This is a genomic window from Mesorhizobium sp. M0028, from assembly GCF_040323855.1.
Classification (GTDB): Bacteria; Pseudomonadota; Alphaproteobacteria; order Rhizobiales; family Rhizobiaceae; genus Mesorhizobium.
In genome coordinates this window covers 1-26659 of the sequence record NZ_JAMYVG010000033.1, presented here as the reverse complement: position 1 = coordinate 26659, position 26659 = coordinate 1, and the positions used below count along the sequence as shown (strand labels likewise).

General features: G+C 64.4%; 26 protein-coding genes and 1 pseudogene. 14 read left to right on the top strand and 13 right to left on the bottom strand.

The genetic code is table 11. The annotated features are described in order from the left end of the window. The first annotated feature begins 22 nt into the window (after window positions 1-22). The 4 genes from pmtA to NKJ93_RS31950 all read left to right on the top strand — a co-directional run bounded on the left by pmtA (window position 23) and on the right by NKJ93_RS31950 (window position 2307). On the top strand, window positions 23-628 hold the full coding sequence (gene pmtA, locus NKJ93_RS31965) for a phospholipid N-methyltransferase PmtA (protein ID WP_352481404.1): 606 nt from the start codon (window positions 23-25) through the stop codon (window positions 626-628). 61 nt (window positions 629-689) lie between these two features. Further along, window positions 690-1286 carry an NADPH-dependent FMN reductase gene (locus tag NKJ93_RS31960; protein WP_352481403.1) on the top strand — a complete coding sequence of 199 codons (597 nt, stop codon included), beginning with the start codon at window positions 690-692 and terminating at the stop codon, window positions 1284-1286. Next, on the top strand, window positions 1283-1996 hold the full coding sequence (pyrF, locus tag NKJ93_RS31955) for an orotidine-5'-phosphate decarboxylase (RefSeq protein ID WP_352593293.1): 714 nt from the start codon (window positions 1283-1285) through the stop codon (window positions 1994-1996). Before NKJ93_RS31960 ends, pyrF begins: the two co-directional genes overlap by 4 nt. Before the next feature lie 23 nt (window positions 1997-2019). Further along, window positions 2020-2307 (top strand): DUF1330 domain-containing protein, encoded by a 288-nt coding sequence (locus NKJ93_RS31950; protein WP_023718908.1) that lies wholly within the window; start codon window positions 2020-2022, stop codon window positions 2305-2307. Here NKJ93_RS31950 and NKJ93_RS31945 read toward each other — a convergent pair. The 6 genes from NKJ93_RS31945 to NKJ93_RS31920 all read right to left on the bottom strand — a co-directional run bounded on the left by NKJ93_RS31945 (window position 2304) and on the right by NKJ93_RS31920 (window position 8687). Beyond that, window positions 2304-3362, bottom strand: a complete 1059-nt coding sequence (locus tag NKJ93_RS31945; RefSeq protein WP_352593290.1) for a D-alanine--D-alanine ligase family protein — start codon at window positions 3360-3362, stop codon at window positions 2304-2306. The two genes, NKJ93_RS31950 and NKJ93_RS31945, sit on opposite strands and share 4 nt — an antisense overlap. 159 nt (window positions 3363-3521) lie before the next feature. Beyond that, on the bottom strand, window positions 3522-4403 hold the full coding sequence (locus tag NKJ93_RS31940) for an SMP-30/gluconolactonase/LRE family protein (RefSeq protein ID WP_352593288.1): 882 nt from the start codon (window positions 4401-4403) through the stop codon (window positions 3522-3524). Then, on the bottom strand, window positions 4403-5041 hold the full coding sequence (locus NKJ93_RS31935) for a 2-dehydro-3-deoxy-6-phosphogalactonate aldolase (RefSeq protein WP_352593285.1): 639 nt from the start codon (window positions 5039-5041) through the stop codon (window positions 4403-4405). Before NKJ93_RS31935 ends, NKJ93_RS31940 begins: the two co-directional genes overlap by 1 nt. After that, window positions 5038-5988, bottom strand: coding sequence for a 2-dehydro-3-deoxygalactonokinase (locus NKJ93_RS31930; RefSeq protein ID WP_352593304.1), 951 nt, complete (start codon window positions 5986-5988; stop codon window positions 5038-5040). The genes NKJ93_RS31935 and NKJ93_RS31930 overlap by 4 nt, the downstream gene beginning before the upstream one ends. Then, window positions 5988-6755 carry an SDR family NAD(P)-dependent oxidoreductase gene (locus tag NKJ93_RS31925; RefSeq protein WP_352481400.1) on the bottom strand — a complete coding sequence of 256 codons (768 nt, stop codon included), beginning with the start codon at window positions 6753-6755 and terminating at the stop codon, window positions 5988-5990. Before NKJ93_RS31925 ends, NKJ93_RS31930 begins: the two co-directional genes overlap by 1 nt. A gap of 132 nt (window positions 6756-6887) precedes the next feature. After that, complete coding sequence (locus NKJ93_RS31920; protein WP_352481399.1) at window positions 6888-8687, bottom strand: GtrA family protein; 1800 nt, start codon at window positions 8685-8687, stop codon at window positions 6888-6890. A gap of 130 nt (window positions 8688-8817) precedes the next feature. On the opposite strand from NKJ93_RS31920, the gene NKJ93_RS31915 reads away from it, so the two are divergent. From NKJ93_RS31915 to NKJ93_RS31890, 6 genes are all read left to right on the top strand, one after another. Then, a complete protein-coding gene (locus NKJ93_RS31915) occupies window positions 8818-9825 on the top strand; it encodes a glycosyltransferase (protein WP_023718901.1) in 1008 nt (335 codons plus the stop codon). Between the two features lie 7 nt (window positions 9826-9832). Next, the gene (locus NKJ93_RS31910) at window positions 9833-10207 is read left to right on the top strand and encodes a GtrA family protein (RefSeq protein ID WP_352481398.1); all 375 of its coding nucleotides are present in this window, start codon (window positions 9833-9835) and stop codon (window positions 10205-10207) included. A gap of 216 nt (window positions 10208-10423) precedes the next feature. After that, on the top strand, window positions 10424-11365 hold the full coding sequence (gene gshB / locus NKJ93_RS31905; protein WP_352481397.1) for a glutathione synthase: 942 nt from the start codon (window positions 10424-10426) through the stop codon (window positions 11363-11365). 161 nt (window positions 11366-11526) lie between these two features. Next, window positions 11527-13059 (top strand): YifB family Mg chelatase-like AAA ATPase, encoded by a 1533-nt coding sequence (locus NKJ93_RS31900; protein ID WP_352593282.1) that lies wholly within the window; start codon window positions 11527-11529, stop codon window positions 13057-13059. Window positions 13060-13151: 92 nt separating this feature from the next. Then, window positions 13152-13475, top strand: a complete 324-nt coding sequence (locus NKJ93_RS31895; RefSeq protein WP_352495471.1) for a hypothetical protein — start codon at window positions 13152-13154, stop codon at window positions 13473-13475. Then, a complete protein-coding gene (locus NKJ93_RS31890) occupies window positions 13358-13666 on the top strand; it encodes a GNAT family N-acetyltransferase (protein WP_352481514.1) in 309 nt (102 codons plus the stop codon). The genes NKJ93_RS31895 and NKJ93_RS31890 overlap by 118 nt, the downstream gene beginning before the upstream one ends. Window positions 13667-13867: 201 nt before the next feature. On the opposite strand, the gene NKJ93_RS31885 is transcribed toward NKJ93_RS31890, so the two are convergent. The 7 genes from NKJ93_RS31885 to lepA all read right to left on the bottom strand — a co-directional run bounded on the left by NKJ93_RS31885 (window position 13868) and on the right by lepA (window position 22963). Next, window positions 13868-16039, bottom strand: a complete 2172-nt coding sequence (locus NKJ93_RS31885; RefSeq protein ID WP_352593280.1) for a malate synthase G — start codon at window positions 16037-16039, stop codon at window positions 13868-13870. A 290-nt stretch (window positions 16040-16329) separates the two neighbouring features. Next, window positions 16330-18357 (bottom strand): hydantoinase/oxoprolinase N-terminal domain-containing protein, encoded by a 2028-nt coding sequence (locus tag NKJ93_RS31880; protein ID WP_352593278.1) that lies wholly within the window; start codon window positions 18355-18357, stop codon window positions 16330-16332. A 297-nt stretch (window positions 18358-18654) separates the two neighbouring features. Next, complete coding sequence (locus tag NKJ93_RS31875) at window positions 18655-19278, bottom strand: CDGSH iron-sulfur domain-containing protein (RefSeq protein WP_023718894.1); 624 nt, start codon at window positions 19276-19278, stop codon at window positions 18655-18657. A gap of 526 nt (window positions 19279-19804) precedes the next feature. Continuing rightward, the gene (locus NKJ93_RS31870; protein ID WP_502896353.1) at window positions 19805-20179 is read right to left on the bottom strand and encodes a hypothetical protein; all 375 of its coding nucleotides are present in this window, start codon (window positions 20177-20179) and stop codon (window positions 19805-19807) included. 281 nt (window positions 20180-20460) lie between these two features. After that, window positions 20461-20790 (bottom strand): hypothetical protein, encoded by a 330-nt coding sequence (locus tag NKJ93_RS31865; protein ID WP_352593275.1) that lies wholly within the window; start codon window positions 20788-20790, stop codon window positions 20461-20463. After that, window positions 20772-20984, bottom strand: coding sequence for a hypothetical protein (locus tag NKJ93_RS31860; RefSeq protein WP_352593272.1), 213 nt, complete (start codon window positions 20982-20984; stop codon window positions 20772-20774). Before NKJ93_RS31860 ends, NKJ93_RS31865 begins: the two co-directional genes overlap by 19 nt. A 173-nt stretch (window positions 20985-21157) precedes the next feature. Then, window positions 21158-22963: a translation elongation factor 4 gene (gene lepA / locus NKJ93_RS31855; RefSeq protein ID WP_352593269.1), complete on the bottom strand. Its 1806-nt coding sequence runs from the start codon at window positions 22961-22963 to the stop codon at window positions 21158-21160. A 158-nt stretch (window positions 22964-23121) separates the two neighbouring features. Here lepA and NKJ93_RS31850 point away from each other — a divergent pair, with 158 nt between their 5' ends. The 4 genes and pseudogenes from NKJ93_RS31850 to msrA all read left to right on the top strand — a co-directional run bounded on the left by NKJ93_RS31850 (window position 23122) and on the right by msrA (window position 26489). After that, window positions 23122-24207, top strand: a complete 1086-nt coding sequence (locus NKJ93_RS31850) for a TadE/TadG family type IV pilus assembly protein (protein WP_352593266.1) — start codon at window positions 23122-23124, stop codon at window positions 24205-24207. A 349-nt stretch (window positions 24208-24556) separates the two neighbouring features. Next, window positions 24557-25283, top strand: a pseudogene (locus tag NKJ93_RS31845) (DUF1223 domain-containing protein). Between the two features lie 79 nt (window positions 25284-25362). Then, window positions 25363-25683 (top strand): hypothetical protein, encoded by a 321-nt coding sequence (locus NKJ93_RS31840; protein ID WP_352593263.1) that lies wholly within the window; start codon window positions 25363-25365, stop codon window positions 25681-25683. Between the two features lie 77 nt (window positions 25684-25760). Further along, window positions 25761-26489: a peptide-methionine (S)-S-oxide reductase MsrA gene (gene msrA, locus NKJ93_RS31835; protein WP_352593261.1), complete on the top strand. Its 729-nt coding sequence runs from the start codon at window positions 25761-25763 to the stop codon at window positions 26487-26489. Window positions 26490-26659 lie beyond the last annotated feature (170 nt).

The window sequence follows — 26659 nt, the reverse complement described above, 5'->3', positions numbered from 1 at the left end:
GGAGCGTTGAGGAGGACTTTCGATGACGCGTAGTCCCGGACTGCGAAAGACGCTGGCGGAAAAGTTCGACGACGAACTGAAGTTCTTCAAGGGCTGGATCGACAAGCCGAAGGCGGTCGGTTCGATCGTCCCGACCAGTTCCATCACCGCGCGCAAGATGGCCTCGATCGTCAATCCGAAATCCGGCCTGCCGGTGCTCGAGGTCGGGCCTGGCACAGGCGTCATCACGCGCGCCATCCTCGCTCAGGGCATAAAGCCTGAAAATCTCTACGCGGTCGAATATTCCACTGATTTCGTGCGCCATCTGCGCCAGCTTTATCCAGGCGTCAACGTCATCGAGGGCGACGCCTTCAATCTCGACGCGACGCTCGGTGACAAGCGCGATCTGGTCTTCGATTCGGTGATATCGGGCGTGCCGCTGCTCAACTTCCCGGTCGCCCAGCGCATCGCCTATGTCGAGAGCCTGCTCGACCGCATCCCGGCGGGCCGGCCGATCGTGCAGCTGACTTACGGGCCGCTGTCGCCGATCCCGCCGGGCCGCGGCGACTATACGGTCGAGCATTTCCATTTCGTCATCCGCAACATTCCGCCGACGCAGCTTTGGATCTACCGACGCGGGGCCGCCTGAATTGCAGCGTTGGGTTTGAATAGCACTTGTCTTATACCCATCGGGTGACAAGGCAGACCCCATGGCTGTGATCCCGAAAATTCTCGTCGTCGCCGGTTCGGTGCGCAGCGGCGCCTATAGCGCCAGGACCGCCGACGTTGCGCAGAAGGAACTTGCCATGCAGGGCGCGGAGGTGACCCGCATCTCGCTCGCCGACTATCCGTTGCCGATCCTCGACCAGGATCTGGAAAAGGAAGAAGGCATTCCCGAAAACGCCGTCAAGCTCGGCCGGATGATCGCCGCCCATGACGGGCTGCTGATCGCGACGCCCGAATATAACGGCTCCATTCCACCGCTGCTCAAGAACACCATCGACTGGGTAAGCCAGCTGCGCAAGGATGGCGGCCGGACGTTCAGGCCGCTTGCCGGCAAGGTTGCCGGCCTCTGCTCGTCTTCCAACGGACCCTTCGGCGGGATACGCTGCATCAACCATCTGCGCGCCGTTCTGGTGCGCTGCCGGATGGAGGTGGTGACACCGGAATGCTCGGTGCCGGAGGGCGGCAACGCCTTCGACGACGAGGGCAACTTCAGGGACGAGAGACTACGCCAATCGATGGAGCACCTATGCCGAACGCTGATCGAAACCTCGCGCATGCTGTCGACGCGGATCGAGGCATGATCCCGGACGCCGCGCATGCCGACACGATGCAGGAAAGGCTGATCGTCGGCCTCGACCTGCCGACGCTGAAGGAAGCCGAGAAAGCGGTGCGCGAGCTCGACGGGATCGTCTCCTTCTACAAGATCGGTTACCAGCTCGCCTTTGCCGGCGGGCTCGACTTCGCCCGCGAGCTGGCCAGCGGCGGCACCAGGATCTTTCTCGACATGAAGCTGCTCGACATCGATAACACGGTGGCCAAGGGGGTCGACAACATCGTCAGGATGGGCATGAGCATGCTGACCATCCATGCCTATCCGAAGACGATGAAGGCGGCGGTCGAGGCTGCGAAGGGCAGCGACCTTTGCCTGCTCGGGGTCACCGTGCTGACCTCGATGGACGAGCAGGACGTGATCGACGCCGGCTATGAATATGATCCGCATACGCTGGTGCTGAGGCGCTCCGAGCAGGCGCTACATGCCGGCATGGGCGGCATCGTCTGCTCGGCCGAGGAAGCGGAGGCGGTGCGCCGCATCGTCGGCCCCAACCTGGCCGTCGTGACGCCGGGGATCCGGCCCACGGGCAGCGACCATGGCGACCAGAAGCGGGTGGTGACGCCGGCGCAGGCGATCCGCAACGGCTCCAGCCACCTCGTGGTCGGCCGGCCGATCGTCGGCGCGGCCGACCGGCGGGCGGCAGCTGAAGCCATCCTCGATGAAATGCGCTCGGCATAAGGACCAAAAACCAGGAGAAACCGATGCCCAAGGGATACTGGATCGCTCGCGTCGACGTGCGCGATGCGGAAGGCTACAAGGACTATGTCGCAGCCGCCAAGCTGGCCTTCGACCGCTTCGGCGCCAAGTTCCTGGCGCGCGGCGGCGCGCATGAGAAGGCCGAGGGGCCGGGCCGCGACCGCAATGTGATCATCGAGTTTCCGTCACTTGCGGCGGCGCATGACTGCTACCACTCGCCCGAATACCAGCGCGCGGTCGCGATCCGCCAGAAGGTGGCTGATGGTGAAATCGTGCTGGTCGAGGGGATTTAGGCGCGAAGTCGGTTCATCGCGGTCTCGGCCATCGCATTGGCGAGGCTCAGGCCCCATTGCTGGCGACAGTAATCGCGGAAATCGAAGCAGGGCAGGCCGGGGCAGACCTCGAACTCGATGAGGTGCACGCTGTCGTCGGCTTCGACCCGGAAGTCGATGGAAAACACATCCCGCAGGCCAAGCCCGACCATCAGGCTTTCGGCGATGCGACGAATTCTTGCATCGGCTCGAGGCTGGCTGGCGCCAACGGGAAGCAGCAACGGCTCAGCGTAATTTCCCGCGGCTTTCGCCGCTACACCGGTATCGCCGTAAAGCGCCAGGCTGTCCTGCATGGTCTGGAAATCGCTGCCCGAATCGACAAGGGCGATGCCGATCGCCTCGGCGCCGGTATCCGGCTTCAATCCGAGAAAACTGGCGCGCGCGTTGCGGCCGGCGACATAGGGCTGGACCACGACATCGTCGCGATAGGCGGCGAAGACGCGCCGGCTAAGCTCCAGCGCGTGGCCGAGATCGTGGCAGCGCGAATCCGGCCAGATGCCGATCTTGGCGCCGAGCCGGTTCGGCTTGACGAACCAGCCGGCGGGCGAGTCCGGCGGCGCGACCAGCCAGGCTCCGTCACGGGCAAGGCCCGCCCGCGGCACCGGCAAGCCAAGCGCGCCGAGCACGGCGCCGGAACGGAACTTATCCTGACAGAGCGCAAAAAGCGCATCGTCGGCGCCGATCGCCTTCAGGCCGTTCAGCCGTGCCAGAGCTGGTGCCGCGCCGCCGCGGAAATAGGCGATGCCGTCGGTCAGCGTCCAGACGAGCGTGGTCTTCGGGTCCTCGCCGGCGAGAACGCTTGCGGCGTCGTCGAGTGTCACCGGCGCAAACGACAAGCCGCGCTTCTGGCAAGCGGCGGCAAGTGCGTCGAATTCAGCAGCGATGTCGGTCGATTGCGCCAGATAGGAGGCGATTTCGACGGCACGCTCCGGCACGTGGTTATCGGCGACCAGCCGATCGAAGCAGGCCTTTTCCGGCTCGTAGACAAGGATCAGCTTCGGCTTGCGGCTTGACATGGGTGGAACGGCTCCTGGCAGCACGATTGCCTACCATCGCACGGGGAACGCATTCGGCTTGCGCGGAACCGACGTTGATCGGACGCCTGCACGACAGCAAGCGCACCATCTTCTTGTTTGACCATGATCTTTTCCGAACCAAAGGTTCGGGACCATGGTCTAGCCAATCAGCACGCGCGGCTCGAAGCGACCATTGACTGGAATGTCGAGCATAAACGTCATGCCGGCTTGCGGGTCGAGCAGGCGCTGCTTCTCGCTCTTGCCGGACCAGGCGGAGGTGACCGCGATCCGGTCGGCATTCCTGCCGACAAAAGCCGGACAGGACGGCTGCGTCGCCGGCATCGCCACCGAACGGACAAGCTTGCCGTCGGGTCCATAGGCTTCGACGACGCTGCCGCCCCAGCAAGCGTTCCACAATATGCCGTCGCGGTCGAGCACCGAACCATCGATATAGCCCTTGGCCGAACGGTGATCGACGAAGACCTTCAGTTCGCCAACCGGCAGGCCGGTCGCAGGATCGCAGCCGACGCGCATCAACAGCCCGGTGCTGGTGTCGGTATAATGGGCGATAGTCCCATCTTCGGAAAAGCAGATCGAATTGGGCACCGTGAGATCCGCATAGAGCCGGCGCAGCTCGCCCTTGAAGAACCAGTAGATAGAACCGGCGGCCTTCTCCTCGCCCTTACCCATGGTGCCGACCCAGAGGGCGCCGCAAGGGTGAACGCGGGAATCGTTCGAGCGGGTGACCGTATTATCGGCCTCGATCGGCGTGTGCAGCGTCAGCTTTCCGGTCGCGACATCGCGGACATGCAGGCCGGCCTCGGTGGCGATCAGCTGGCGTTGGTCGTCGACAATGGCGATGGCGCTGGCCATCTGACCGAGCTCGTGGATTTTGACCGCACCGCCGGACAAGCGCTGTTCCAGGAGCTGGCCGTTGACGATGTCAAACCAATAGAGCGTGTCCGTGGCAGGGTCATAGCTTGGCCCCTCGCCGAGTTGGCAGACATGGTCGGAAAAAACCGAAACGATGGTCTCGCTCATCATGCCGCTCCAAACGCCGCGTCCCAGGCCACGACCGCAGCCTTCGCCCGTGCTGCCACTTCGTCGATGCTCATGCCCGGCTTGAACAGGCTGGAGCCAAGACCGAAGACGGTGACGCCGGCCGCTTTGTAGCCGGCAAAGTCCTTGTCCGAAACGCCGCCGACGGCGCCGACCAGCACACTGGCTGGCAGCACCGCGCGCATCGCCGAAATGCCCGCCGCGCCAAGCACGCTCGCCGGGAAGAATTTCAATGCCGAGGCGCCGAGCCGGATTGCTTGAAATGCCTCGGTCGGCGTGAACACGCCGGGCATCGTCACCATGCCGTACTGCATGGCACGGCCCATGACCTCGGCATCGATATTGGGGCTGACCAGCAGCCGCCCGCCGGCCTTGTGCAGACCGTCGACATCGGCGGCGGTGAGCACCGTGCCGGCGCCGACCAGCGCCGTCGGAGGAAGCGTTTCGACAATACTGGCGATGGAAACAAAAGGCTCGGGCGAGTTGAGCGGCACCTCGATTGCTTCGATGCCGGCGCCGAAGATCGCCTGGCCGATCGCCACCGCCTCGCTTGGCTTGAGGCCACGCAGGATCGCGACCAGACCCCGCTTGAGCTTTGGAAAAGGTGCGGTTTCGGTCATGCGGCAACTCCATTTTTGGCGATCATGCCATTTTCGCGCGCGGCTTCGGCAAGGCCGGCACGCACCGCCTCATCGGCGTCGACCGCCCTGAAAGCGAGCCCGGCAAGGCCGAGCGCCTCGGCATAGAGCCTGCCGAGTGCGCCCGATGCGATCAGCACGACGGGCACGGCGCTTGCCCCATAGCGGCTATTTGCCGAAGCGATCTCGCCGCCGATCAGCAGGCCGGACAGAGAGGCTGCGGCATCTTCGGGCTTCAGGTCCTGCAACAGGCTGGCGGCGCGGATCGAGAACAGTCTTGAAACGATGTCACCGCCCTCGGCCAACGCCTTCAGGCACCAGTCCCGGAAAAACGGACTTTCGGCGGCAACCGGCTGCAGCGGCTCGCCCAGCGAATGGCGCAGGATCGAGTGCGCAGCCAGCACCGAAAACAGCTCGCCGGTCGGCCAGGTGCCGAAGCCGGCAATGGAACCGTCCTCGACCAGCACCCATTTCGAATGGGTGCCGGGCATGCAGACGAGGTGGCGTCCCTGTGCCGGCAAACCGGCGCCGGCAAGCTGCGTTTCCTCGCCGCGCATGACGTCAGGTGCATCGGCAAGGCGTTGGGCAAGGCCGGGCACGATGCGGATGTCGCGGCGCTGGCCGGGGATGCGGGCAGCGCCGGCGAGGATAGCGCCGATCGGCGCCGGCACGCTGACATAGGGCGCCTCCAGCCAGCCCTGGCGCGAACCGGCCATCCCGCAAATGATGACCGGCAGCGCCTCGGGGGCACCCATGGCAGCCAGATGCCCTTCGAGAACGGACGAAAATCCTTTAGCCTGGGCGGTGATCAGCCCGTCATCGCCGCGCCGCTCGGCGAGAACCTTGCCGGCGCCGTCGAGCAGCCACACCCTCATCCGGGTGGTGCCCCAGTCGACGGCCGCGACAGAAGGGGCCTTGCTCGATGAGATCACAGGAACCCCCCGTCGACGATCAGCATCTGCGCGGTCAGCATGCGTGAAGCATCCGACGCCAGGAACAGCACGGTGCCGACAACGTCTTCCGGCTGCATCACCTCTTTGATGCACTGCTTGGCGACGTGGGCGGCGAGCGCCTGTTCGGTGACCCAGAGCTTTCTCTGTCGCTCGGTGATCACCCAGCCGGGCGCGATTGCGTTGACGCGAATGCCGTCGACGCCGAGCTTGCCGGCAAGACCCTTGGTGAGGCCGACGATGCCGGCCTTGGCGGCGGTATAGGCCGGCATATCGGGATGGTTGATGAGAAACGAGGTCGAGGTGAAATTGATGATCGAGCCGCCACCGGCCCGCTTCATGCCCGGCGCCACCGCCTGTGCGCTGAAGAAATGCGGGCGCAGGTTGATGGCATGATTGTTGTCCCAGAACTCGACCGTGACGTCTTCGACGGTATGACGGTCATCCTGCGCGGCATTGTTGACGAGCACGGTCACGTCGCCATGCGCCTCGGCGGCTTTGGCAACTGATAACCGCAATGCCTCGATATCGCGTATATCGGTCTTGAGATAGAGCGGCCGCCGGCCGAGCTCCTTGTCTAACCGATCGGCCAGCGCCAGGCTCGGACGGTCGGCGATATCGATAAAGGCGACCTTTGCCCCCTGGCGGATAAATCCCTCGGTCAAGGCGGCTCCAATGCCGGAGCCGCCACCGGTGATCAGCACCGAAGCGCCTTCGAGGTCGGCAAAGCGTGCCGATGGCATCATGAATTCTCTCCCGGTCCAACGATCTCGGTCTGACCGGCGCGCATCCTATCCAGCCATGTCGGGCGGGCAAGGGCGAAAGAGTGGATAGTCGGGACTTATGTCCGACAAAAGGCCGCACGCGCCCCCGATCGATCAGCCGCCCAGCCGGACGTGGTACAATTCGACGGCGGCTCCGCTGGTCCCGGCAACCGGCTCAAGCCATTCCGGTACGCTGCCGCGCATCAACCCGGCGAGAAAACCTGCCGGCGCCTTGGCGGCGAGGAGCTTGCTTTCGGGGCTGCCGGGGCACAATGCGACGAGGCCGACGTGATGATCCGCCAGGATTGTCCTGGCATCGGCATCGGACCCAAGGAAGGCATCGAGCGCCAGCAGGTTGCCGGCGACGTTGCGATGATAAGGCCCGGCGAAGACGCGGTGTCCGGAATAGGCCAGGATCGGCGATCCGAGATTGGAAATTGCCAGCACCGTGGTGCCGGGCAGGCGGCCAAGCGCCGCAAAGGAGGCCATGCGCTGGCAAGCGACATCGGCGCCGTCGCCATTATCGGCGGCGGTATTGCTGTCCTCGAAGGCGACCGAGGTCGCCGCGGCAGCCCCAGTCCAGACGGCATTCACCGAAACCAGCCAGACGGCGGCCATGCGCAGCGCCACGCCGCGCGACGGGCTGGCCTCGGCCCGTTGACGCCATTTGGCAATCCAGGCAGCAAGCGGGATGACGGCGAAGGCGATCGAGAATGTCGAACCGCGCACCTGCCAGGCACTGACGATGAAGGCCACGACAAGCAGCGTGCCGACAAGGCTGTCCTGCCGCCGCCAGCCGCCACGGCCAAGGCGAAGCGCCATCAGCACGAGCGCGATGAGCGGCGTAGCATAGCGCGCCACCACCCCGGCCGGATCTTCAGCGAGAAGCTTGAACAGCGATTGCGCCTCGTCGATGTGATCAAGCCATAGCTCCTTGAGGCGCGGATCGAGGTTGGCATAGGGCGCTGCCAGGCATTGCGGGAACAAAAAGACGACGACTGCGGCCAATATCAGGGCAAGCAGGCCAAGCGAGGCGATGCGCCGTTGGCGCGTGCGGCCAGCGGGCTCGACCGACGCTATCGCCGCAAGGCCGGTTCCGGCAATCGCTGCGACGACGAACTGCACGGTCGAGAAGGCGTCGCATTGCGCCTGACCCCAGGCGGACGGTGCGATGGTGGCGACAAAGACGAGAGCCGACACGCCGGCAAAGCCGAGGCCGAAATCCCTGGCAATCGGCCTCTCGCCATCGGCGTCGAGGGCAAACAGCGTGGCGACAGAGGCGCCGATGGTGGCGACATAAGGCGCGGTTTCCATGCCGACGGCCAGCATCAATCCGGCGCACAGGCCGGAGAGTAGTGCCGCCGGCCTGCGCAACGGCGCTTCAAGCAGAAGGCTCAGGCTGGCCATGCTCAGCATCAGTTGGACATTGTGGTGATCGAGCGCGCCAGGCGAAAAAATGCCGAGGAAGTGCAGTGCGGCGGCGCCGACGACGACAGCGGGCAGCACGGCGCCGTCACCAGCAAAGCTGCGCGCGGTGCGAGCGGTGAAAAACACGGTCAGGCAAAAGAGCAGCGCCGGCCACAGCACTTGCGCAAAATTCTCGGCAAAGACCGTGCTCCCGGTCAGGGCCGACACGGCCGTGATGGCGGCGATCGGCGCATCGACCAGCCGCGACCAGTGCATGACGAAGCCGCCTTCCAGGCCCATCCTGTACTGGTGCAGATCGAACCAGCTTTGGCCGGCCAGCATGTCGCGAACTTCGACAAGGCGCAGCAGATTGTCGTTGTCGCCGCCGGCATTGGTCAGTTCCGGGAAACCGGCAAAGGCATTGACGGCAAGCGCCAGCAGCGTGGCAAGCAGCGCCAGCGCGATATCGGACCTCCAAATGGAGGCGCCATCGTCGGCTGTGCTCATATCAGGACCTTTGGAAGGAATACGGGGCGGTTTAAACCTAGCCTTAACAGCTTCAATAAATAGTAAAGCCGCCCCGAGCGAGGCCGGCGTTTGAGCGGTCAGGGATCTCACAGGGCATCCGGAGACGAAAATGCCACAAGAAGTGCGCCATGAGCCGAGCATCGCCGTGCTCCTGCCTTGCTACAATGAGGAGCTGACGATCGGCGAAGTGGTGCGGCGCTTTCGCGAGACGCTGCCTGCCGCCGCGATATATGTCTACGACAACAATTCGCGCGATCTGACGGCGCTCCGAGCCCGCGCCGCCGGCGCCATCGTGGTGCGCGAGCCGCGCCAGGGCAAAGGCAATGTCGTGCGCCGCATGTTCGCCGACATCGAGGCCGACATCTACCTGATGGCCGACGGCGACGGCACCTATGCGCCGGAGGACGCGCCGCAACTGATCAACACGCTGCTGACCGAGCGCTCCGACATGGTGGTGGGCACCAGGCGCGGCGTCGCCGACGATGCCGGCAGGACTGGCCATGCCTTCGGCAACCGCATCTTCAACAGCCTCTACAAGCGGCTGTTCGGCTCGGACTTTACCGATATCTTCTCGGGGTACCGCGCCTTCACCAGGCGCTTCGTCAAGAGCTTTCCCGCCGTTTCCGGCGGTTTCGAGATCGAGACCGAAATGTCGGTGCACGCCTCGCAGCTCAAATTGCCGGTCAGCGAGATCGGGCTCGACTATGGCCGCCGGCCGGAAGGCTCCTCGTCGAAGCTGTCGACCTTTCGCGACGGCGCGAAGATCCTGTGGATGTTCGCCATGCTGATGAAGGAGACACAGCCGCTGCGTTTCTTCGGCGCTTTTTCGGTGTTCTTCCTGGCATCGAGCCTGTTCCTGATGGCGCCGGTGCTGATCGAGTTCGCCGAAACCGGGCTTGTGCCGCGCATGCCGACCTGGGTGCTGTCGGTCGGGCTGCTGCTGCTGTCGATGCTGGCGGCGGTGACCGGGGTAATCCTCGATTCGGTGTCGCGCGGCCGGGCCGAGCAGAAGCGCATCTTCTATCTGTCGATGCCTTCCGGTCGCGTCGAACGTGAACGTGCAAGCGCCCTCGCGACTTTGAAGGCCGGACCGGGCAAGACCCCGCGCGCGGCCTAGAGCCTGAATGGGACGCCTCGCCCGCTTCATTTTCGCCGGCGGCATCGGCTTCGTCGCCGACGCGGCGGCGCTTTGGCTGGTGCTGGCGATAACACCGCTCGGACCATTCGCGGCTCGCATCATTTCGATCGGTTTTGCCCTGTCCGTCACCTGGTTGATCAACCGCCATCTGACGTTTTCGCCTTCCAGCCGCGGCATCGCGCAGGAGGGCGCACGCTATGGCGGCGTCGGCATTGCCACCAGCGTCGTCAATTATCTCGTCTATTGCGCCACGCTGTTCGCGCTGCCGATGGTGTCGCCGCTCATCGCCCTTGCGGTCGCCTCGCTGATTGCCATGGCGCTGTCCTTCCTCGGCTATTCCAAGCTGGTCTTCGATCGCTGACGGCGCATCGCATTGGGATCTGCGCCAAACGAAGCGCAGCCTCATCATGACCTTGGCCGATTGGCAGAAGCCGCCGATTTCCTTATATCGCTGTCGTCGATGCATCGGCGCGAAAATCGGAATCGATTTTCGGACAGCACGATGCATGGATTCAAAAGTGTTGGAGCGTACTTTGTGCATCCAAGTGGATCGCTCCAAGTGCGCCGGAGAGCCGCAATGCCCCTGAAAGTCGCCGTCCAGATGGACCACATCTCCACCGTGTCGATTGCCGGCGACACGTCGTTTGCGCTGTCGCTGGAAGCGCAGCGGCGCGGCCACCAACTGTTCCACTACACGCCCGACCGGCTGTCGCTGCGCGACGGCAAGGTGTTTGCCCGCATCGAGGCGATGCAGGTCCGCGACGAGAAGGGCAATCATTATTCGCTGGGCGAGAAGGTGCGCACCGACCTTTCGGAAATGGACGTCATCCTTTTGCGGCAGGATCCGCCGTTCGACATGAACTACATCACCACCACGCATATCCTCGAGTGCATCCATCCGAAGACGCTGGTGGTCAACGATCCGGCCTGGGTGCGCAACAGCCCGGAAAAGATCTTCGTCACCGAATTTCCCGACCTGATGCCGGACACGCTGATCACCAAGGACCCGCTCGAGGTCGCAGCCTTCCGCAAGGAGTTCGGCGATATCATCGTCAAGCCGCTCTACGGCAATGGCGGCGCCGGCATCTTCCATCTGCATGAGGCCGACCGCAACCTAGCCTCGCTGCTCGAAATGTTCGGCCAGATGTTCCGCGAACCGTACATCGTGCAGCGCTACCTGAAGGAGGTGCGCGCCGGCGACAAACGCATCATCCTGATTGACGGCGAGCCGGTCGGCGCCATCAACCGCGTGCCGGCCGAGCACGATTCGCGCTCCAACATGCATGTCGGCGGCCGTGCCGAAAAGACCGAGCTGACGGAGCGCGAACGCGAGATCTGTGCCCGCATCGGCCCCTCGCTGAAGGAGCGCGGCTTCATCCTCGTCGGCATCGACGTCATCGGCGACTACATGACCGAGATCAACGTGACCTCACCGACCGGCATACGCGAAGTGCAGCGCTTCGGCGGCGCCGACATCGCCAGCCTGTTCTGGGATGCCGTGGAGGAGAAGCGCACCTAGCCTCGCTTCGCGAGCGGCCGCGTTGCAAACCATTGCAGCCGTTGCGCTCAGCTGTTCCCCAAATGTTCTTGCCTTCGCCGGAAATCTGTGGTTGTCTCCGGTGACGCCGTTCGCGGCATGATCGCAAGGGCTTGGGGCAAGCCTGCAGCCGGGGTGAAGACATGGTGGCGCGGGTTCGCACGGTTGCTTTCCAGGGCATCGAGGCCGTGCCGGTCGACGTGCAGGTGATGATCGCGCCGGGCAAGGTCAACATGCACATCGTCGGCCTGGCCGACAAGGCTGTGGCCGAAAGCCGCGAGCGGGTGCAGGCGGCGCTGCATGCATCCGGCCTGTCGATGCCATCGAAGAAGGTCACCGTCAATCTGGCGCCGGCCGACCTGCCCAAGGAGGGCAGCCATTACGATCTGCCGATCGCGCTCGGTTTGATGGCGGCACTGGGCGCCATTCCGGGCGACATGCTGGCCGGCTATGTCGTGCTTGGCGAATTGTCGCTCGACGGCACTATTGCCGCGGTGGCCGGCGCGCTGCCGGCGGCGATCGGCGCCAATGCCGAAGGCAAGGGCCTGATCTGCCCGTTCGCCTGTGGCCCGGAAGCCGCCTGGGCCGGCAAGGATTTCGACATATTGGCGCCGCGCAGCCTGATTGCCATCGCCAATCATTTTCGCGGCACGCAGGTTCTGTCGCGGCCGGAAGCCGGCATCCATACTTCGGCGCGCGACTTGCCCGACCTTGCCGACATCAAGGGCCAGGAGACCGCCAAGCGGGCGCTGGAGGTGGCGGCCGCCGGCGGTCACAACCTGCTGATGGTCGGGCCGCCGGGGTCGGGAAAATCGATGCTGGCCCAGCGGCTGCCGTCGATCCTGCCGCCGCTTGCGCCGAAGGAATTGCTCGAAGTCTCGATGATCGCCTCGGTGGCCGGCGAACTCGGCGAAGGCAAGCTGACCGACCGGCGGCCGTTCCGCGCGCCGCACCATTCGGCCTCGATGGCGGCGATGGTCGGCGGCGGCCTGCGCGTGCGGCCGGGCGAGGCCTCGCTTGCCCATCACGGCGTGCTGTTCCTCGACGAGTTTCCGGAATTTTCGCCGCAGGCGCTCGATGCGCTGCGCCAGCCGCTGGAGACCGGCGACTGCATGATCGCGCGCGCCAATCATCGCGTCACCTATCCGGCGCGTATCCAGCTTGTCGCGGCGATGAACCCGTGCCGTTGCGGCATGGCCGGCGAGCCGGGCTATCGCTGCCTGCGCGGCGACCGCTGCCGCACCGACTACCAGGCGCGCATTTCCGGCCCGCTGCTCGATCGCATCGATCTCAGGATCGAGGTACCGGCGGTTTCGGCCAGCGATCTGATCCGGCCGGACCGGGCGGAGAAGAGTGCAGCCGTGGCACTGCGCGTCGCCCGTGCCCGTACGATCCAGCGTGAGCGTTTCGAACGGCTCGGCGCGACCTCCGCCACCACCAACGCGCATTGCTCACCGTCGGTTATCGAGGAGATCGCCATGCCCGATGCCGCCGGCCTGTCGCTACTGAGGGACGCCAGCGAAAAGCTCGGCTTTTCGGCAAGAGCCTACCACCGCGTCTTGAAGGTGGCGCGGACGCTGGCCGATCTCGAGGCCAGCGAAACGGTCGGCCGCATCCATCTGGCCGAGGCGATTTCCTACCGCATGAGCTCGGAGCGGATGGCACAGGCGGCGTAGTGCTTCTGCTGCTCGCTGGAAGTACGGTTGCGGGTTCGCGCCCGATGATCGCATATGTTACGGTCATGCACCTAACCGGGGCTGAGGCGGGGATGATTTCTGTTTCGCCGGCACGCAGTGCCGAAGACTTCGAGACCATGGCCGGGCTTTGCCGCAAGCTTGCACAATGGGATGTCGACGCCGTGCAGCCTTACGGCGTCTCGGAGGAGGACGTGAGGACCATCTTCCACCCCGAAAGGAGCGGCAGTTCGCTGGCAGCGAAGTTCGGCGCGCCAGATGCCATGGCGTTTATCGCGCGATCGGAGAACCTACCGGCGGGCTGCCTCGCCTTGACCAGTTCGACGACCATACGGCGGAGATTCACAAGTTTTTTGTCGACGCGTCGTTTCGCGGAAAAGGAATCGGCCGGGCGCTAATGGGGGCCGCGCTGGCGGAGATCCGGAAAGGCCGAATCCGGACGGTATTGATCCACACGACGTTCTACATGAAAAACGCCATTGCCGTGTATGAGTCGTTCGGCTTCAGGCCCTGCCCGCCCTTCCGTGAAACCCCGGAGCCGGTCAGACATACCGATATTTTCATGTCGTGCTCGATCTCGCCCGCGTGAGGTTAGAGGCAGCCGCGGTGTGGAGGACGCGGCGTCCCTCGACTTGCCCTATTTTTGGAAATCGAACCTGGGCCCCGATGATCCTCTTCCTGAGGCGCATCGTCAGAATGGGCGTTGGCGCACTTCATGCAGGACCCCTCCCGGCCCTTCGGGTCACCCTGCCCTCAAGGGGAGGGGGACGCCGGCTCCCGCGCCTTCGCTTCAGGCGCCTTGCTTCGCCTTCAGTTCCAGCCGCCGCGCGTGCAGCACCGGCTCGGTGTAGCCGTTGGGCTGGACGCGGCCTTTGAAGACGAGGTCGCAGGCGGCGAGGAACGCGATTGAATTGTTGAAGTCCGGTGCCATCGGCCGGTAGAGTGGATCGCCTTCGTTCTGGCGGTCGACGATCGCCGCCATGCGTTTCATCGTTTCCATGACCTGATCGGGCGTGCAGACGCCGTGATGCAGCCAATTGGCGATGTGCTGCGAGGAGATGCGCAGCGTGGCGCGGTCCTCCATCAGGCCGACGTCGTTTATGTCAGGCACTTTCGAGCAGCCAACGCCCTGGTCGATCCAGCGCACGACATAGCCCAGAATGCCTTGCGCGTTGTTGTCTAGCTCCTTCTGGATGTCTTCAGGCGACCAGTTCGGCCGCCTTGCTACCGGCACCGACAAGATGTCGTCGAGCCTGGCCTTGGGCCGGCTTTTCAGCGCCTTCTGCACGGCCTGGACATCGACCTTGTGGTAGTGCGTGGCGTGCAGGGTTGCCGCCGTCGGCGACGGCACCCAGGCGGTGTTGGCGCCGGCCTTAAGGTGCGCGATTTTCTCGGCCAGCATCGCCGCCATCAGGTCGGGCATCGCCCACATGCCCTTGCCGATCTGGGCGTGGCCGGCCAGCCCGCATTCGAGCCCGGTATCGACGTTCCAGGCTTCATAGGCGGCAATCCAGGCGGCCTGCTTCATGTCGCCCTTGCGGATCATCGGGCCGGCTTCCATCGAGGTATGTATCTCGTCGCCGGTGCGGTCGAGGAAGCCGGTGTTGATGAAGACGACGCGGTCCCTGGCGGCGCGGATCGCCTCCTTGAGGTTGACGGTGGTGCGCCGCTCCTCGTCCATGATGCCCATCTTGATGGTGTTTTTCGCCATGCCGAGCAGCGCCTCGACGCGGTCGAAAATCTCGACGGCAAAGGCAATTTCCTCCGGCCCGTGCATCTTGGGTTTTACGATATACATCGAGCCGGCGCGAGAATTGGCGCGGCGCCCGTTGGGGCCAACATCGTGCAGCGCGATCAGCGCCGTCAGCGCCGCATCCATGATGCCTTCCGGCACCTCATTGCCGTCGCGGTCCGATATCGCCGGATTGGTCATGAGGTGGCCGACGTTCCTGACCAGCATCAGCGAGCGGCCGGGCACGGTCAGCGTGCCGCCATCGGGCGCGGTATAGGTGCGGTCGGGGTTGAGCCTTCGGACAACGCTCTTGCCGGCCTTGGTGATCTCTTCAGCCAGGTCGCCCTTCATCAGGCCGAGCCAGTTGCGGTAGACCAGCACCTTATCCTCGGCATCGACGGCCGCCACCGAATCCTCGCAGTCCTGGATGGTTGTCAGCGCCGATTCCAGCACGACATCGGCAATGCCGGCCGGATCGGTGCGGCCGATCTGGTTGTTGCGGTCGATGGCGATTTCGATGTGCAAGCCATTCCTGACCAGCAAGACGGCTTCGGGGTCGGCGGCATCGCCGCGATAGCCGGCAAACTGCTTGGGGTCGGCAAGCGTGGTGGCGCCGCCGCCCTCGCCCAGCCGCAACATGCCGTTGGCGACCGAAAGCCCGTTCACGCCGGCCCATTTGCCTGTCGTGAGCGGCACCGCCTCGTCGAAGAAGCTTTTCGCCCAGGCGACGACCTTGGCGCCGCGCGCCGGATTGAATTTGTTGCCTCGCTCGGCGCCGTCCGTCTCCGGGATGGCGTCGGTGCCGTAGAGCGCATCATACAGTGAGCCCCAGCGCGCATTGGCGGCATTCAGCGCATAACGCGCATTCATCACCGGCACCACCAACTGCGGCCCGGCGACCAGCGCGATTTCCGGGTCCACATTTTCGGTCGTCACGCTGAAGGCCGGCCCCTCGGGCAGGAGATAGCCGATCTCGCGGAGGAAGCTCTTGTAGGCCTCCATGTCGACGGGCGCGCCATTGTCGCGGTACCAGCGGTCGAGCTTGTCCTGCATGGCATCGCGTTTTTCGAGCAGCGCCCGGTTTTTTGGCGAGAGATCATGGACGATCGCCGAAAAACCGCTCCAGAATGCCTCCGCTTCAATGCCGGTGCCCGGCAACGCCTCGTTCACGACAAAATCATGAAGCTCGCGGGCAATCCGCAATCCGGCGATCTCGACGCGATCGGTCATCAGGGCTTCTCCAGACGAAAGGCTAGGCCGGGCCTTTGGCATGTCGCGGTTGCAGGGTCAATTCGGCATAGGTGAAGGTAGGGCGTTTTCGCCGTTGCAGGAGCTGCCAATCTCCCCACTTGTGGGTGAGATGCCCGGCAGGGCAGAGGGGGGCGTGAAGGATCGCCGACCTTGCCATTTACGACCAGCCGCAAGTCTGAGGTGTTACCGCGAAAGACTGAGACGTTGGCGGGACAGCGCCCCCCTCTGTCCTGCCGGACATCTCCCCCTCGAGGGGGGAGATCGGCTAATCACACCGCCATCCTTGGCCTGCCCGACGCGACCGCCACGACATGCGCCTCGATGAACATGCGCTGGCCCTCGACGGTGGAGACGCGGAACTCGCTGGCGATTTCGATCTCGGCGCTGTCGGTGCCGGCGTCCTTCGCCCGCCCGGCGGCAATAGCGCGCACATCTCTCTCCGCCGCGGCGATCGCCGCCGCCTCGTCGTTGAAATCGCGCACGCTTTCGCCTGAGGCGACACGGAACAGCCCTTCCTTGGGCTGGCTGACCCGCGCCTCGGCCGAAACCCGGACCTGGCCGACGACGGCGCCGAGCGCATTGGCCACATCGGTATCCTCAGGCACCACGCAGTCATTGCCGACCAGCTCGGCCAGGCCGGCATAGTGCAACGGCGCCGAGGCGCCGAGGCCGATGACCGGACGGTCGAGCGCGACGCTGAGCCGGGCGATGCCGGGATGGGCGTCGACGGCGCGCTGGACCAGCGCGTGGGCGACGGTCGCCGCGCCATCCAGCCCATCCTCGGCGAAGGCGGTCTCGAGGATGACTTCCGCCGACAGGCGGGTCAGCGTGGTCAGCACCCGTTCCGAGATCGCCTCCGGCGAGGCGGCGATGAACTGGCCGCGGCCGTCACGCCTGCGCGCGAACAGCTCGGCACCCAGACGCGCCGCAGCCAGATCCCAATTGGCCTGCCTGCCCAGCACATGCGCGGCATCCGACGGCGTGAAGCCGGCGACATGCACCAGCCCGCGCGACACCAGCCGGTTCAAGGTGGCGTTCTGGGCATTCGAAGTCAGCAATCTGTCGAGAGCCTGCGGCACGGCACCGATCAGCTCGTAAAGCTTGGCTTCGGCACCGGTCAGTCCGGCCGCGAGCCGCTCCGGCACGCCGGTGCGCACCGCGAGGCGGCCATCCATGCGGCCGGGATTGGGTGCGCGCAGCTGGCGTTCCAGTTCTGATGTGACCGCGTCGCCATGCATCATGCCGGCCAGCGCCAGCGGCACCAGGCGGCGCGGCCCGAGCAGGATCTTCGGGTTGAGCGCGCCGTCCTCCAGCGCCACTTCGGAATCGCCGCCGAGGCCAAAAGTGCGCATGGCGACGGCCTCGACCATGGTGCGGAAGCCGCCGACGGTGGCGCCTTCCGGATCGAGCCGCGGCCGGCCCTTGTCCAACACCGCGACGTCGGTGGTGGTGCCGCCGATATCGGAGACCACGGCATTGTCGAGGCCGGTCATGTGGCGGGCGCCGACAAGGCTGGCGGCCGGGCCGGACAGGATCGTCTCGATCGGCCGCTGGCGGGCAAAGGCGGCCGAGACCAGCGCGCCGTCGCCGCGCACCACCATCAGCGGGGCGGCGATCTTGCGCGCGGCCAAAAAACCTTCGGTTGCCGCGACCAGCCGGTCGATCATCGAGATCAGCCGGGCGTTGAGCAAGGTCGTCAGTGCCCGGCGCGGGCCGCCGAGCTTGGCCGACAGCTCGTGGCTGGCGGTGACCGGCAGGCCTGTTATGTCGCGGATCAGGTCGCGGGCGGCAAGCTCGTGCGCCGGGTTGCGGGTAGCAAAATAGGCGCAGACGGCAAAGCCGGACACCGACTTTTCCAATTCCGGCAAAGCTGCCTCCAGCCCGGACAGATTGAGGCTCGCCGCATTGCCGTGGACATCGTGGCCGCCGGGGCAGAACACCACCGGATCGGTGCCGAGCGCCGCCTTCAGCCCGTCGCGGGCAAGGTCGCCCTCGGCAAAACCGATCATCACAAGTGCTACGCGGCCGCCCTGGCCCTCGACCAGCGCATTGGTGGCAAGCGTCGTCGACATCGACACCAGCTTGATCGCCGCCGGGTCGGTGCCGGCTTTTTGCAGCACCGCATCGACCGCGCCCGATATGCCGACCGCCAGGTCGTGACGGGTGGTTAGCGCCTTGGCCTTGGCCAGAACTTTTCCGCCGGGGCCGCCGGCCTCCGACCACAGCACCGCGTCGGTGTAGGTGCCGCCGGTGTCTATGCCGAGGAACAGGGGGGAGGGTTTGAGCTTGGCGGTCATTGGCGGGTCCGGAGAATTCGTCTCCGCCCCTTAGCGGATACCGGCCGATCGATAAAGCCGCGATGGCTGGGCCACGGGCGAACACGCTGCAGGCTCGCCCAATGCCGGCGGGACAGCACCCCCCTCTGTCCTGCCGGACATCTCCCTCTCAAGGGGGGAGATTGGGTGTCACCCACGCTCTCGCAAATTTTCAACGCTGCAAACAGGGTGGCCGCCGGCGAAGCTGCCAATCTCCCCCCTTGAGGGGGAGATGTCCGGCAGGACAGAGGGGGGTGTGACGGATCGCAACCTTGGCAATTACCCGACAAACCCCACGCGCTTGTGGCTGCCATCGCAGAACGGCTTGTTGGCGGAGTGGCCGCAGCGGCAGAGGAAGGTGCGTTGCGTGCGGTCGACCGTGTGGCCGGTGCCGGTGACGATTTCGAGATTGCCTTCGAGCTTGAGCGGGCCGTTGGTGGTCGGCGTGACGGTGAGCGGGCCATCGCGCGCTTCCAATGCCGGCGTGTCTTTCAGCGCCGGCTCGCCGGTGGCGGTGAAGCCCGCCTTGGCGTGGCTGCCGTCGCAGAACGGCTTGTTTTCCGAGGCGCCGCAGCGGCAGAGCGTGGCGCGGTAAAATGTTTCGCCGCCCAGCACGATCTCGGCATGCACGGCCAGCGGGCCGTTTTCCCTTATGCGCACAATGTTGACCACCGGCGGCTGTTCCTGCGGCCCGCCATCCTTGCGGACATAGGTGATGGCGCCGGACGGGCAGCCTTCGGCGAGCGCCACGATCTTCTCGACGCTGGCCGCCTCGGGGTGGATCCACTGGTCGGGCGCATTGGGCACGAAGACACGCGGATCGCCAAGCACGCAGTTGCGCGAATGGATGCAACGTTTTCCCGAAAAGCCGATCTCTATGTTTTCGCCTTCGACCACTGCCATGGGTGGGATCTCCTCTCGGACTACGCTATGGCGACGGCCAGGACGACGTCAAGGCAGCATTCTCCACCTCGTGAGGGCCGACCTCGGGCGCGGCGGGAAGGGAATTCGCATTTTTTGCTCGCAGCACTACATTTTGTTCTTGCTTTGTGCCGGCAGCTATGCTACTAATTTGACTATGGTGCCAATTGGCTCCAACGACCCGCCCCACCGAGGCGGGTTTTTTGTTTCAGCTTTGAATTCCGGCGTTGCCGGCCGACGCTGGCGGGACAGCGCTCCGCTGCTATGGCCTCTGTACGACCACCTGGCCCACAAGGGTGAGGCAATCGCATACGGGAGTCCCCCTCATCCGGCCGCTTCGCGGCCACCTTCTCCCCGAGGGGAGAAGAGGCTGGCGCCAGTGCAGGCGACTCCTCTCCCCTCGGGGAGAGGTCGGATTGCCCCGAATTCCCCTTCGCAATTCGGTTGGCAATCCGGGTGAGGGGGCGCTTGCCGATGTGCAATAGCCCTCGAACAAAAGGGAGACAGTTCACGGAACCAGATCGATTTCCTCGGTCTCGCCGCCACTGCAGGTGTAGCAGCAATCGTCGCATTTTTCCGCGTTGGCCGGGCCGACACCCCAATAGGTATTCTCGTCACCATCGACCCAGGCGCCGTAGCAGATCGATTCGCCGTCATTGCAGGACAGCGGGATCGACTTGGTCTCGCCGTCGTTGAGATAATAATCCTGATTGTTGCCCGGCCAGACGTGGTCGCGGTCCTGGCTGTACAGTTCGACGCGCATGGCGTTGGGATGGCTGTTCTTGATCTCGAACGTGACATCGCCGGCATGCGCGACGGGCGCAAACAATCCGACGATGAACAGCGCAGCGGCAACGCGGCGCGCGAAAGCGTAAGACAACATGATGATTCCCCCCCGGAATGAAACGGCCTGCTCGGCCGCGCGGGGGGAACATGGCATGGCGGGTTGAAGGGTGGAAGAGGTGATTGCGGCATTTGCGTCGCAAGACGCGCGAGGCTGCTAAGGAAGAACCCTCTCCGGTTTGCTTCGCAAACCACCTCTCCCCACTTCGTGGGGCGAGGAAACCGCCAATCGCCGAAGCCTCACAAGACCTGGGTTCCTCGCCCCCACATGGTGGGGGAGAGGTGGCCGCGAAGCTGCCGGAGAGGGGCGGTCCGACGGGCTCAACGATCGGGCTTCAGCAGGGTCCATATCCAGCCGATGAATGTGAGCACCAGGAAGGGATATCCGGCAGCGGGCAGCGGCGCCGAGGTCGGCAGCAAAGGGGTGCCCCAGAGGATCAGGCCCACTGAGACGACAAACAGCACAGCCGCCACGACAGCGGTGAGCCGCATCCACAGGGCGAAGGTTTTCGGCGCGCTGACCATGATCAGCGCCGCCGCCCAGAGCGAGATACCGCCGACATAGGAGGGCACGCTGGCCTCAAGCCCCGCCGCATTGCCGGCGAGCAGCAGGCTCTCGCCGGCGAGAAAGGTCAGAAATCCGGCCGCCACGCAGTCATTGCCCAGCCGCTGATATTCATCGTCAGCAGCGCGGTTGCTACCACCAGTGCGACGCCGTCGATCGTCCAGAGTGTTTCGCGAAGGGACGCGCTCTCGACGAAGGTGCCGACGAGGCCCATCGCGCCGCCGATGGCAAGGCCGATCGCGGCGATCGTGTCGGAGATAGCAGGGCTGGCGGGACGCATCGGGACCTCCCTTCCAAGCTCAAGGATACTTCAAGACGGGACCTTCTCCAATGGCGGCCCGCTGCCTAAAGCGAAGGGCATTGGCCGGCGCATATTTAATCGCATCGGGAGGCGGTTCGGTCAGCTCGAAATTGGGAACAGCCCGGCCACGGGGGAAATGGGCGTAACCCCGTTCAATCGCCCATCTTCAGCGCCTGGATAAACGCCTCCTGCGGGATATCCACCTTGCCGAACTGGCGCATCCGCTTCTTGCCCTCTTTCTGCTTGTCGAGCAGCTTGCGCTTGCGCGAGACGTCGCCGCCGTAGCATTTGGCGGTGACGTCCTTGCGCAGCGCCGAGATCGTTTCGCGGGCGATGACCTTGCCGCCGATCGCCGCCTGGATCGGGATTTTGAACAGATGGTGCGGGATCAGCTCCTTCAGCTTCTCGCACATCTGGCGGCCGCGCTTTTCCGCCGCCGTGCGGTGGACCAGCATCGACAGCGCGTCGACCGGCTCCTCATTGACCAGGATCGACATTTTCACCAGGTCGCCTTCCTTGTAGTCGGTCAAATGATAGTCGAAGGAGGCGTAGCCCTTGGAGATCGACTTCAGACGATCGTAGAAGTCGAAGACCACCTCGTTGAGCGGCAAATCGTATATCAGCATGGCGCGCTTGCCGACATAGGACAGGTCGGCCTGGATGCCGCGCCGGTCCTGGCATAGCTTCAGGATGCCGCCGAGATAGTCGTCGGGGGTGAGGATGGTGGCGCGGATCCATGGCTCCTCGATGGCGGAGATCTTGACCACGTCGGGCATGTCGGCCGGGTTGTGGAGTTCCTTGACCGTGCCGTCGTTCAACAGCAGGCGGTAGACGACGCTGGGCGCGGTGGCGATGAGGTCGAGGTTGAACTCGCGCTCCAGCCGCTCCTGGATGATTTCGAGATGCAAGAGGCCGAGGAAGCCGCAGCGATACCCGAAGCCGAGCGCGGCGCTGGTTTCCATTTCAAAGGAGAAGGACGCGTCATTGAGGCGCAGTTTGCCGACGGCGGCGCGCAGGTCTTCGAAATCGGCGGCGTCGACGGGGAACAGGCCGCAGAACACCACCGGCTGCGCCGGCTTGAAGCCGGGCAGGGCTTGTGCCGTCGGGCGCTTGTCTTCGGTGATGGTGTCGCCGACGCGGGTATCGGCAACCTCCTTGATCGAGCCGGTGAAGAAACCGAACTCGCCGGGGCCGAGCTCATCGACATTGATGCGGGCGGGCGTGAAGACGCCGGTGCGCTCGACCAGGTATCTGGCGCCGGTGCCCATCATGCGGATGGTCTGGCCCTTCTTCAGCACGCCGTCGATGATGCGGACCAGCACGATGACGCCGAGATAGGCATCATACCAGCTGTCGACCAGCATCGCCTTCAGCGGGGCCGTGATGTCGCCCTCGCGCGGCGGCGGCAGATCGTTGACGATCGCTTCGAGCACGTCGGGAATGCCGAGGCCGGTCTTGGCCGAAATCAGCACGGCGTTGGAGGCGTCGATGCCGATCACCTCCTCGACCTGCTCGCGGATGCGCTCGGGCTCGGCGGCGGGCAGGTCGACCTTGTTCAGCACCACGACGATCTCGTGGTTGTTGTCGATCGCCTGGTAGACATTGGCCAGCGTCTGCGCCTCGACGCCTTGCGAGGCGTCGACGACCAGCAGCGAACCTTCGCAGGCGGCGAGCGAGCGCGACACTTCATAGGCGAAGTCGACATGGCCGGGCGTGTCGATCAGGTTGAGGATATAGTCCTGCCCATTGTTGGCGTGGTACTTCAGCCGCACCGTCTGCGCCTTGATGGTGATGCCGCGCTCGCGCTCGATGTCCATCGAATCCAGCACCTGCTCCTTCATGTCGCGCAGCTCCAGCCCGCCGGTCGACTGGATCAGCCGGTCGGCAAGCGTGGATTTGCCATGGTCGATATGGGCAACGATGGAGAAGTTGCGGATGTTTTTGATCGGCGTGGTCATGCGGCGCGCTTTAGCAGGGGCACGCTACATCGGCAAGCGGCGGGGCGCGGGTGCGGCGGCGGGGCGGCAAAGTCGTTAAACTTTGATCCATGAGATTAGAGCATAGTTCGCGCCCGGCGTGATAGTCCACTGGCCATCGCCGTTTCGGGGGGATCGGAATGCCGCTGTCCGCACGCAAATTTCTCAAATCGGTGAGCGGCTCGTTCGCGCCATTGCTCGCCATCTTGCTTATCCCGATGGTTGCCGCATTGGGTTTTTCCATCGACTATACCTCGGCGGTTTCAACCAGGGCCTCGATGCAGAGCGCACTCGATGCTGCGTCGCTGTCGATTACGACGCTGGAGACGACCACGACGTTGGCGGACCGCCAGGTGAAGCTGCAGGAGGTGTACCTGGCCAATGGCGGGCAAGGCACGGCCAAGCTCGACAGCTTCGTCGTCGCCACCGACGGCGCAGCCAGCATCAAGGCTTCGGCCGGCTTCGCCATGCCGACAAGTTTCATGCAGATCGTCAAGATCAATACGGTGCAGGTCGGCGTTGCGTCGGCGGTGACAAAGCGGCCGGCACTGGTGGAGGCGACGTTCAAGGTCGACAAGATCTCTGGCTGGTGGGACAAGACGGTGACGCTGTACGGCACCAAACCCGGTGACACGGTGGCTAACAAGCTGATGAGGATCTCCTACGTACACAACAGGTTTGGCGATCCCAAAGGTTACGGAACGTCCTCTGTCTACACGATCAACGGAACGACGGAGACGCTGGTCCAGAAACAAGTATGCACGACCGCCACGGTGCTCAGCTTCTACGGCTTGCCCACCGGCACAATCACTCAGACCAGCGGCACCAAGAAATACGCAACCACCTGCGTCAACACGATGTATCCCGCGACCGGCGCCGGTGCGGTGATCGATGTGAAGGACATCGACAACCTGTCTCTCGAGATGAAGATTCCGAATCCCAATCCTGGTCTTGGCGGCGGCTATCTGGCCTCAGGCACGAAGACAACCCTGCGATCGGACGATCCGGTCACTTCCGATCGATTGTTCATCGACAAGGTCAAGACGCTAGCCAATACGACTGTCGACATCTTTACGGCCGTGCCGTGCGGCACCACCAGCAGCCAAGCGTGGGAAGATGGCGGATCACTTACCAACAACACCGTAGGTGACGCCGATTTTTCCTATTTTGTGACCGGCAAATGCGCCTTCAACAAGCGGCCTTCGGAGACCGTGCTTACGCAATAGCCGGGCCAAGTGCCGATCTCCCCCCGTGTGGGGGAGATGGCCGGCAGGCCAGAGGGGGGCGCTGTCCCGCGGCTCTCGTAATTTGCAAATCTGGCAACCTCCAATCCGCTTGGCCCATCCTAGCATCGAGTTGGCGTTACTCGGCGTCCACGTAGGATGACGCTCGGTGGCGCCCCCCTCTGTCCTGCCGGACATCTCGCCCACAAGGGGGGAGATCGGATGTCGCCTCGCTCTCGCCAATCCCTAAGACGAAAAACTTGGACTTCTCCTCAATCACGAAGCGGTGATGCTGTAACGAACCGTGTGTCGGCGGCGAAGTGTGGACATGGAACCGCACAGGAGAACAGCGATGACCGGATCGGAACGAAGCACAGCCCTGATGGGGCTCGCCGCGGCACTGTTTTCCGCGACTTTGTTTCCGGCAATCGGTTTTTCGGTAACCAGCGCGGCCGCCGGCCAGACGCTGACCGTCGTAGAGCTGTTCACCAGCCAGGGCTGCTCGTCCTGTCCGCCGGCCAACGCCAATCTGATCAAGGTCAAGGACCGACCCGGCGTGCTGGCGCTGTCCTTCAACGTCACCTACTGGGACTATCTCGGCTGGAAGGACACATTCGGCAAAGAAGAATTCACGCAGCGCCAGGTCCGCTATGAACCGTCGCTCGGCCGTTCCGGCCCGTTCACGCCGCAAGTGGTGGTCAACGGCAGGGCCGATGCCGTCGGCGCCAGGCCGGGCGAGATCGAGCAGCTGATTTCGAGCGGCGGCCACGGTGACGGACCTTCGCTGTCGCTCGCCGGCGGAAAGATCAGCATCGGCGCCGGTCCGGTGCCCGGCGGCAGGGCCGACGTCTGGCTGGTTCACTACCGGCAAGGGCGTCGTCGAGGTGCCGGTGGCGCGCGGCGAAAACACCGGCCGCACGCTGCCGCACGCCAATGTCGTGCATTCGCTGACCAGGCTGGGCAGTTGGACCGGCGACGCCACCGCGCTGCCACTGCCGGCGGCGACGGGTGGCCTCAGCACAGCGGTGCTGGTGCAGGTGCCGGGCGGCGGGCCGATCCTTGCTGCCGCAGCGAATTAGAACACGTTCCGAAATTTGCGCAACGCCGCAGCGGCGCCGCCGCATGCGATCAACCCCTGCCAAACCCAAGGAGATCATCATGACCAATCGTTTGACCAATCGCCCGACCCTGGCGGCACTCGCCTTCGCACTTTGCTCGACGGCGCTGTTCGCCGGAGGCGCGGCGCGGGCCGAAGATGCGATGAAGCCGGCGAACGCCATGGCGACAAACGCCATGAAGCCGGCAACCGATGCCATGAAGCCGGCCGGCGCCATGGCGCCTGATGCAATGGCCACAACTGCGATGAAGGCGGGCGATCCGATGAAGGCCGACTGCATGGACAAGGCCGCCGCCGAGACGGACGCCATGAAGAAGGCAGAGGCGACCAAGGCCTGCGATGCCATGGCTCCGGCCAAATAGGCGATGCGCACAGCAATGTGAGAGCCCGGCGGATCTATCCGTCGTATAATCCACACCAGCATCATGGGAGATCAGACATGACCGGAGCCCTGAAACGATCGTCGATTTTCGCAAAAGCAGCACTTGCCGCGCTCATCCTCACGGCTGCTGCTGCCGTGTTCTGGCAGACACCGGCAGTCTCGGCCGAAGACGCGGTGGTGATCCCGCCGCCGGCAATGGACGAGAAGGCCACCGCCGGGACCGAAAAGGCGGTCTTCGCCGGCGGCTGCTTCTGGGGCGTCCAAGGCGTGTTCCAGCACGTCAAGGGCGTCACCAGCGCCGTTTCCGGCTATGCCGGCGGCGACAAGGACACCGCCGTCTATGAAATGGTCGGCACCAGCCGGACGGGCCATGCCGAATCCGTCGAGATCACCTACGACCCGTCCGAGGTGACCTACGGCCAGCTGCTGCAGGTGTATTTCTCGGTGGCGCACAACCCGACGCAACTGAACTACCAGGGCCCGGACAGCGGCACCCAGTACCGTTCGACGATCTTTGCCGAAAACGACACGCAGAAAAAGATCGCCGAAAGCTACATCGCCCAGCTCGACAGGGCCAAGGTGTTTGCAAAGCCGATCGTGACGACGCTGGAGACCGGCAAGACCTTCTATCCGGCCGAGGACTATCACCAGGACTTCCTGACGCTCAACCCGACCTATCCCTATATCGTCTACAATGATCTGCCCAAGGTCGAGAATCTGAAGCGGCTGTTCCCCAATCTCTACAGCGAAAAGCCGGTGCTGGTGCTGGCCGCCAACAAGAGCTGATTTTTTGCGCCGGCGGGCGCGACGGAGAATAAGCGTCGGCGATCCTTCGCACCCCCCTCTGTCCTGCCGGACATCTCCCCCGCAAGGGCAGGGGAATCGCATATGGCGATTTTGGGGTTGAGTTTAGGCTGAGAAAGGATTCTTTGGAGAGGCAGTTGAGCGAAGGAGCG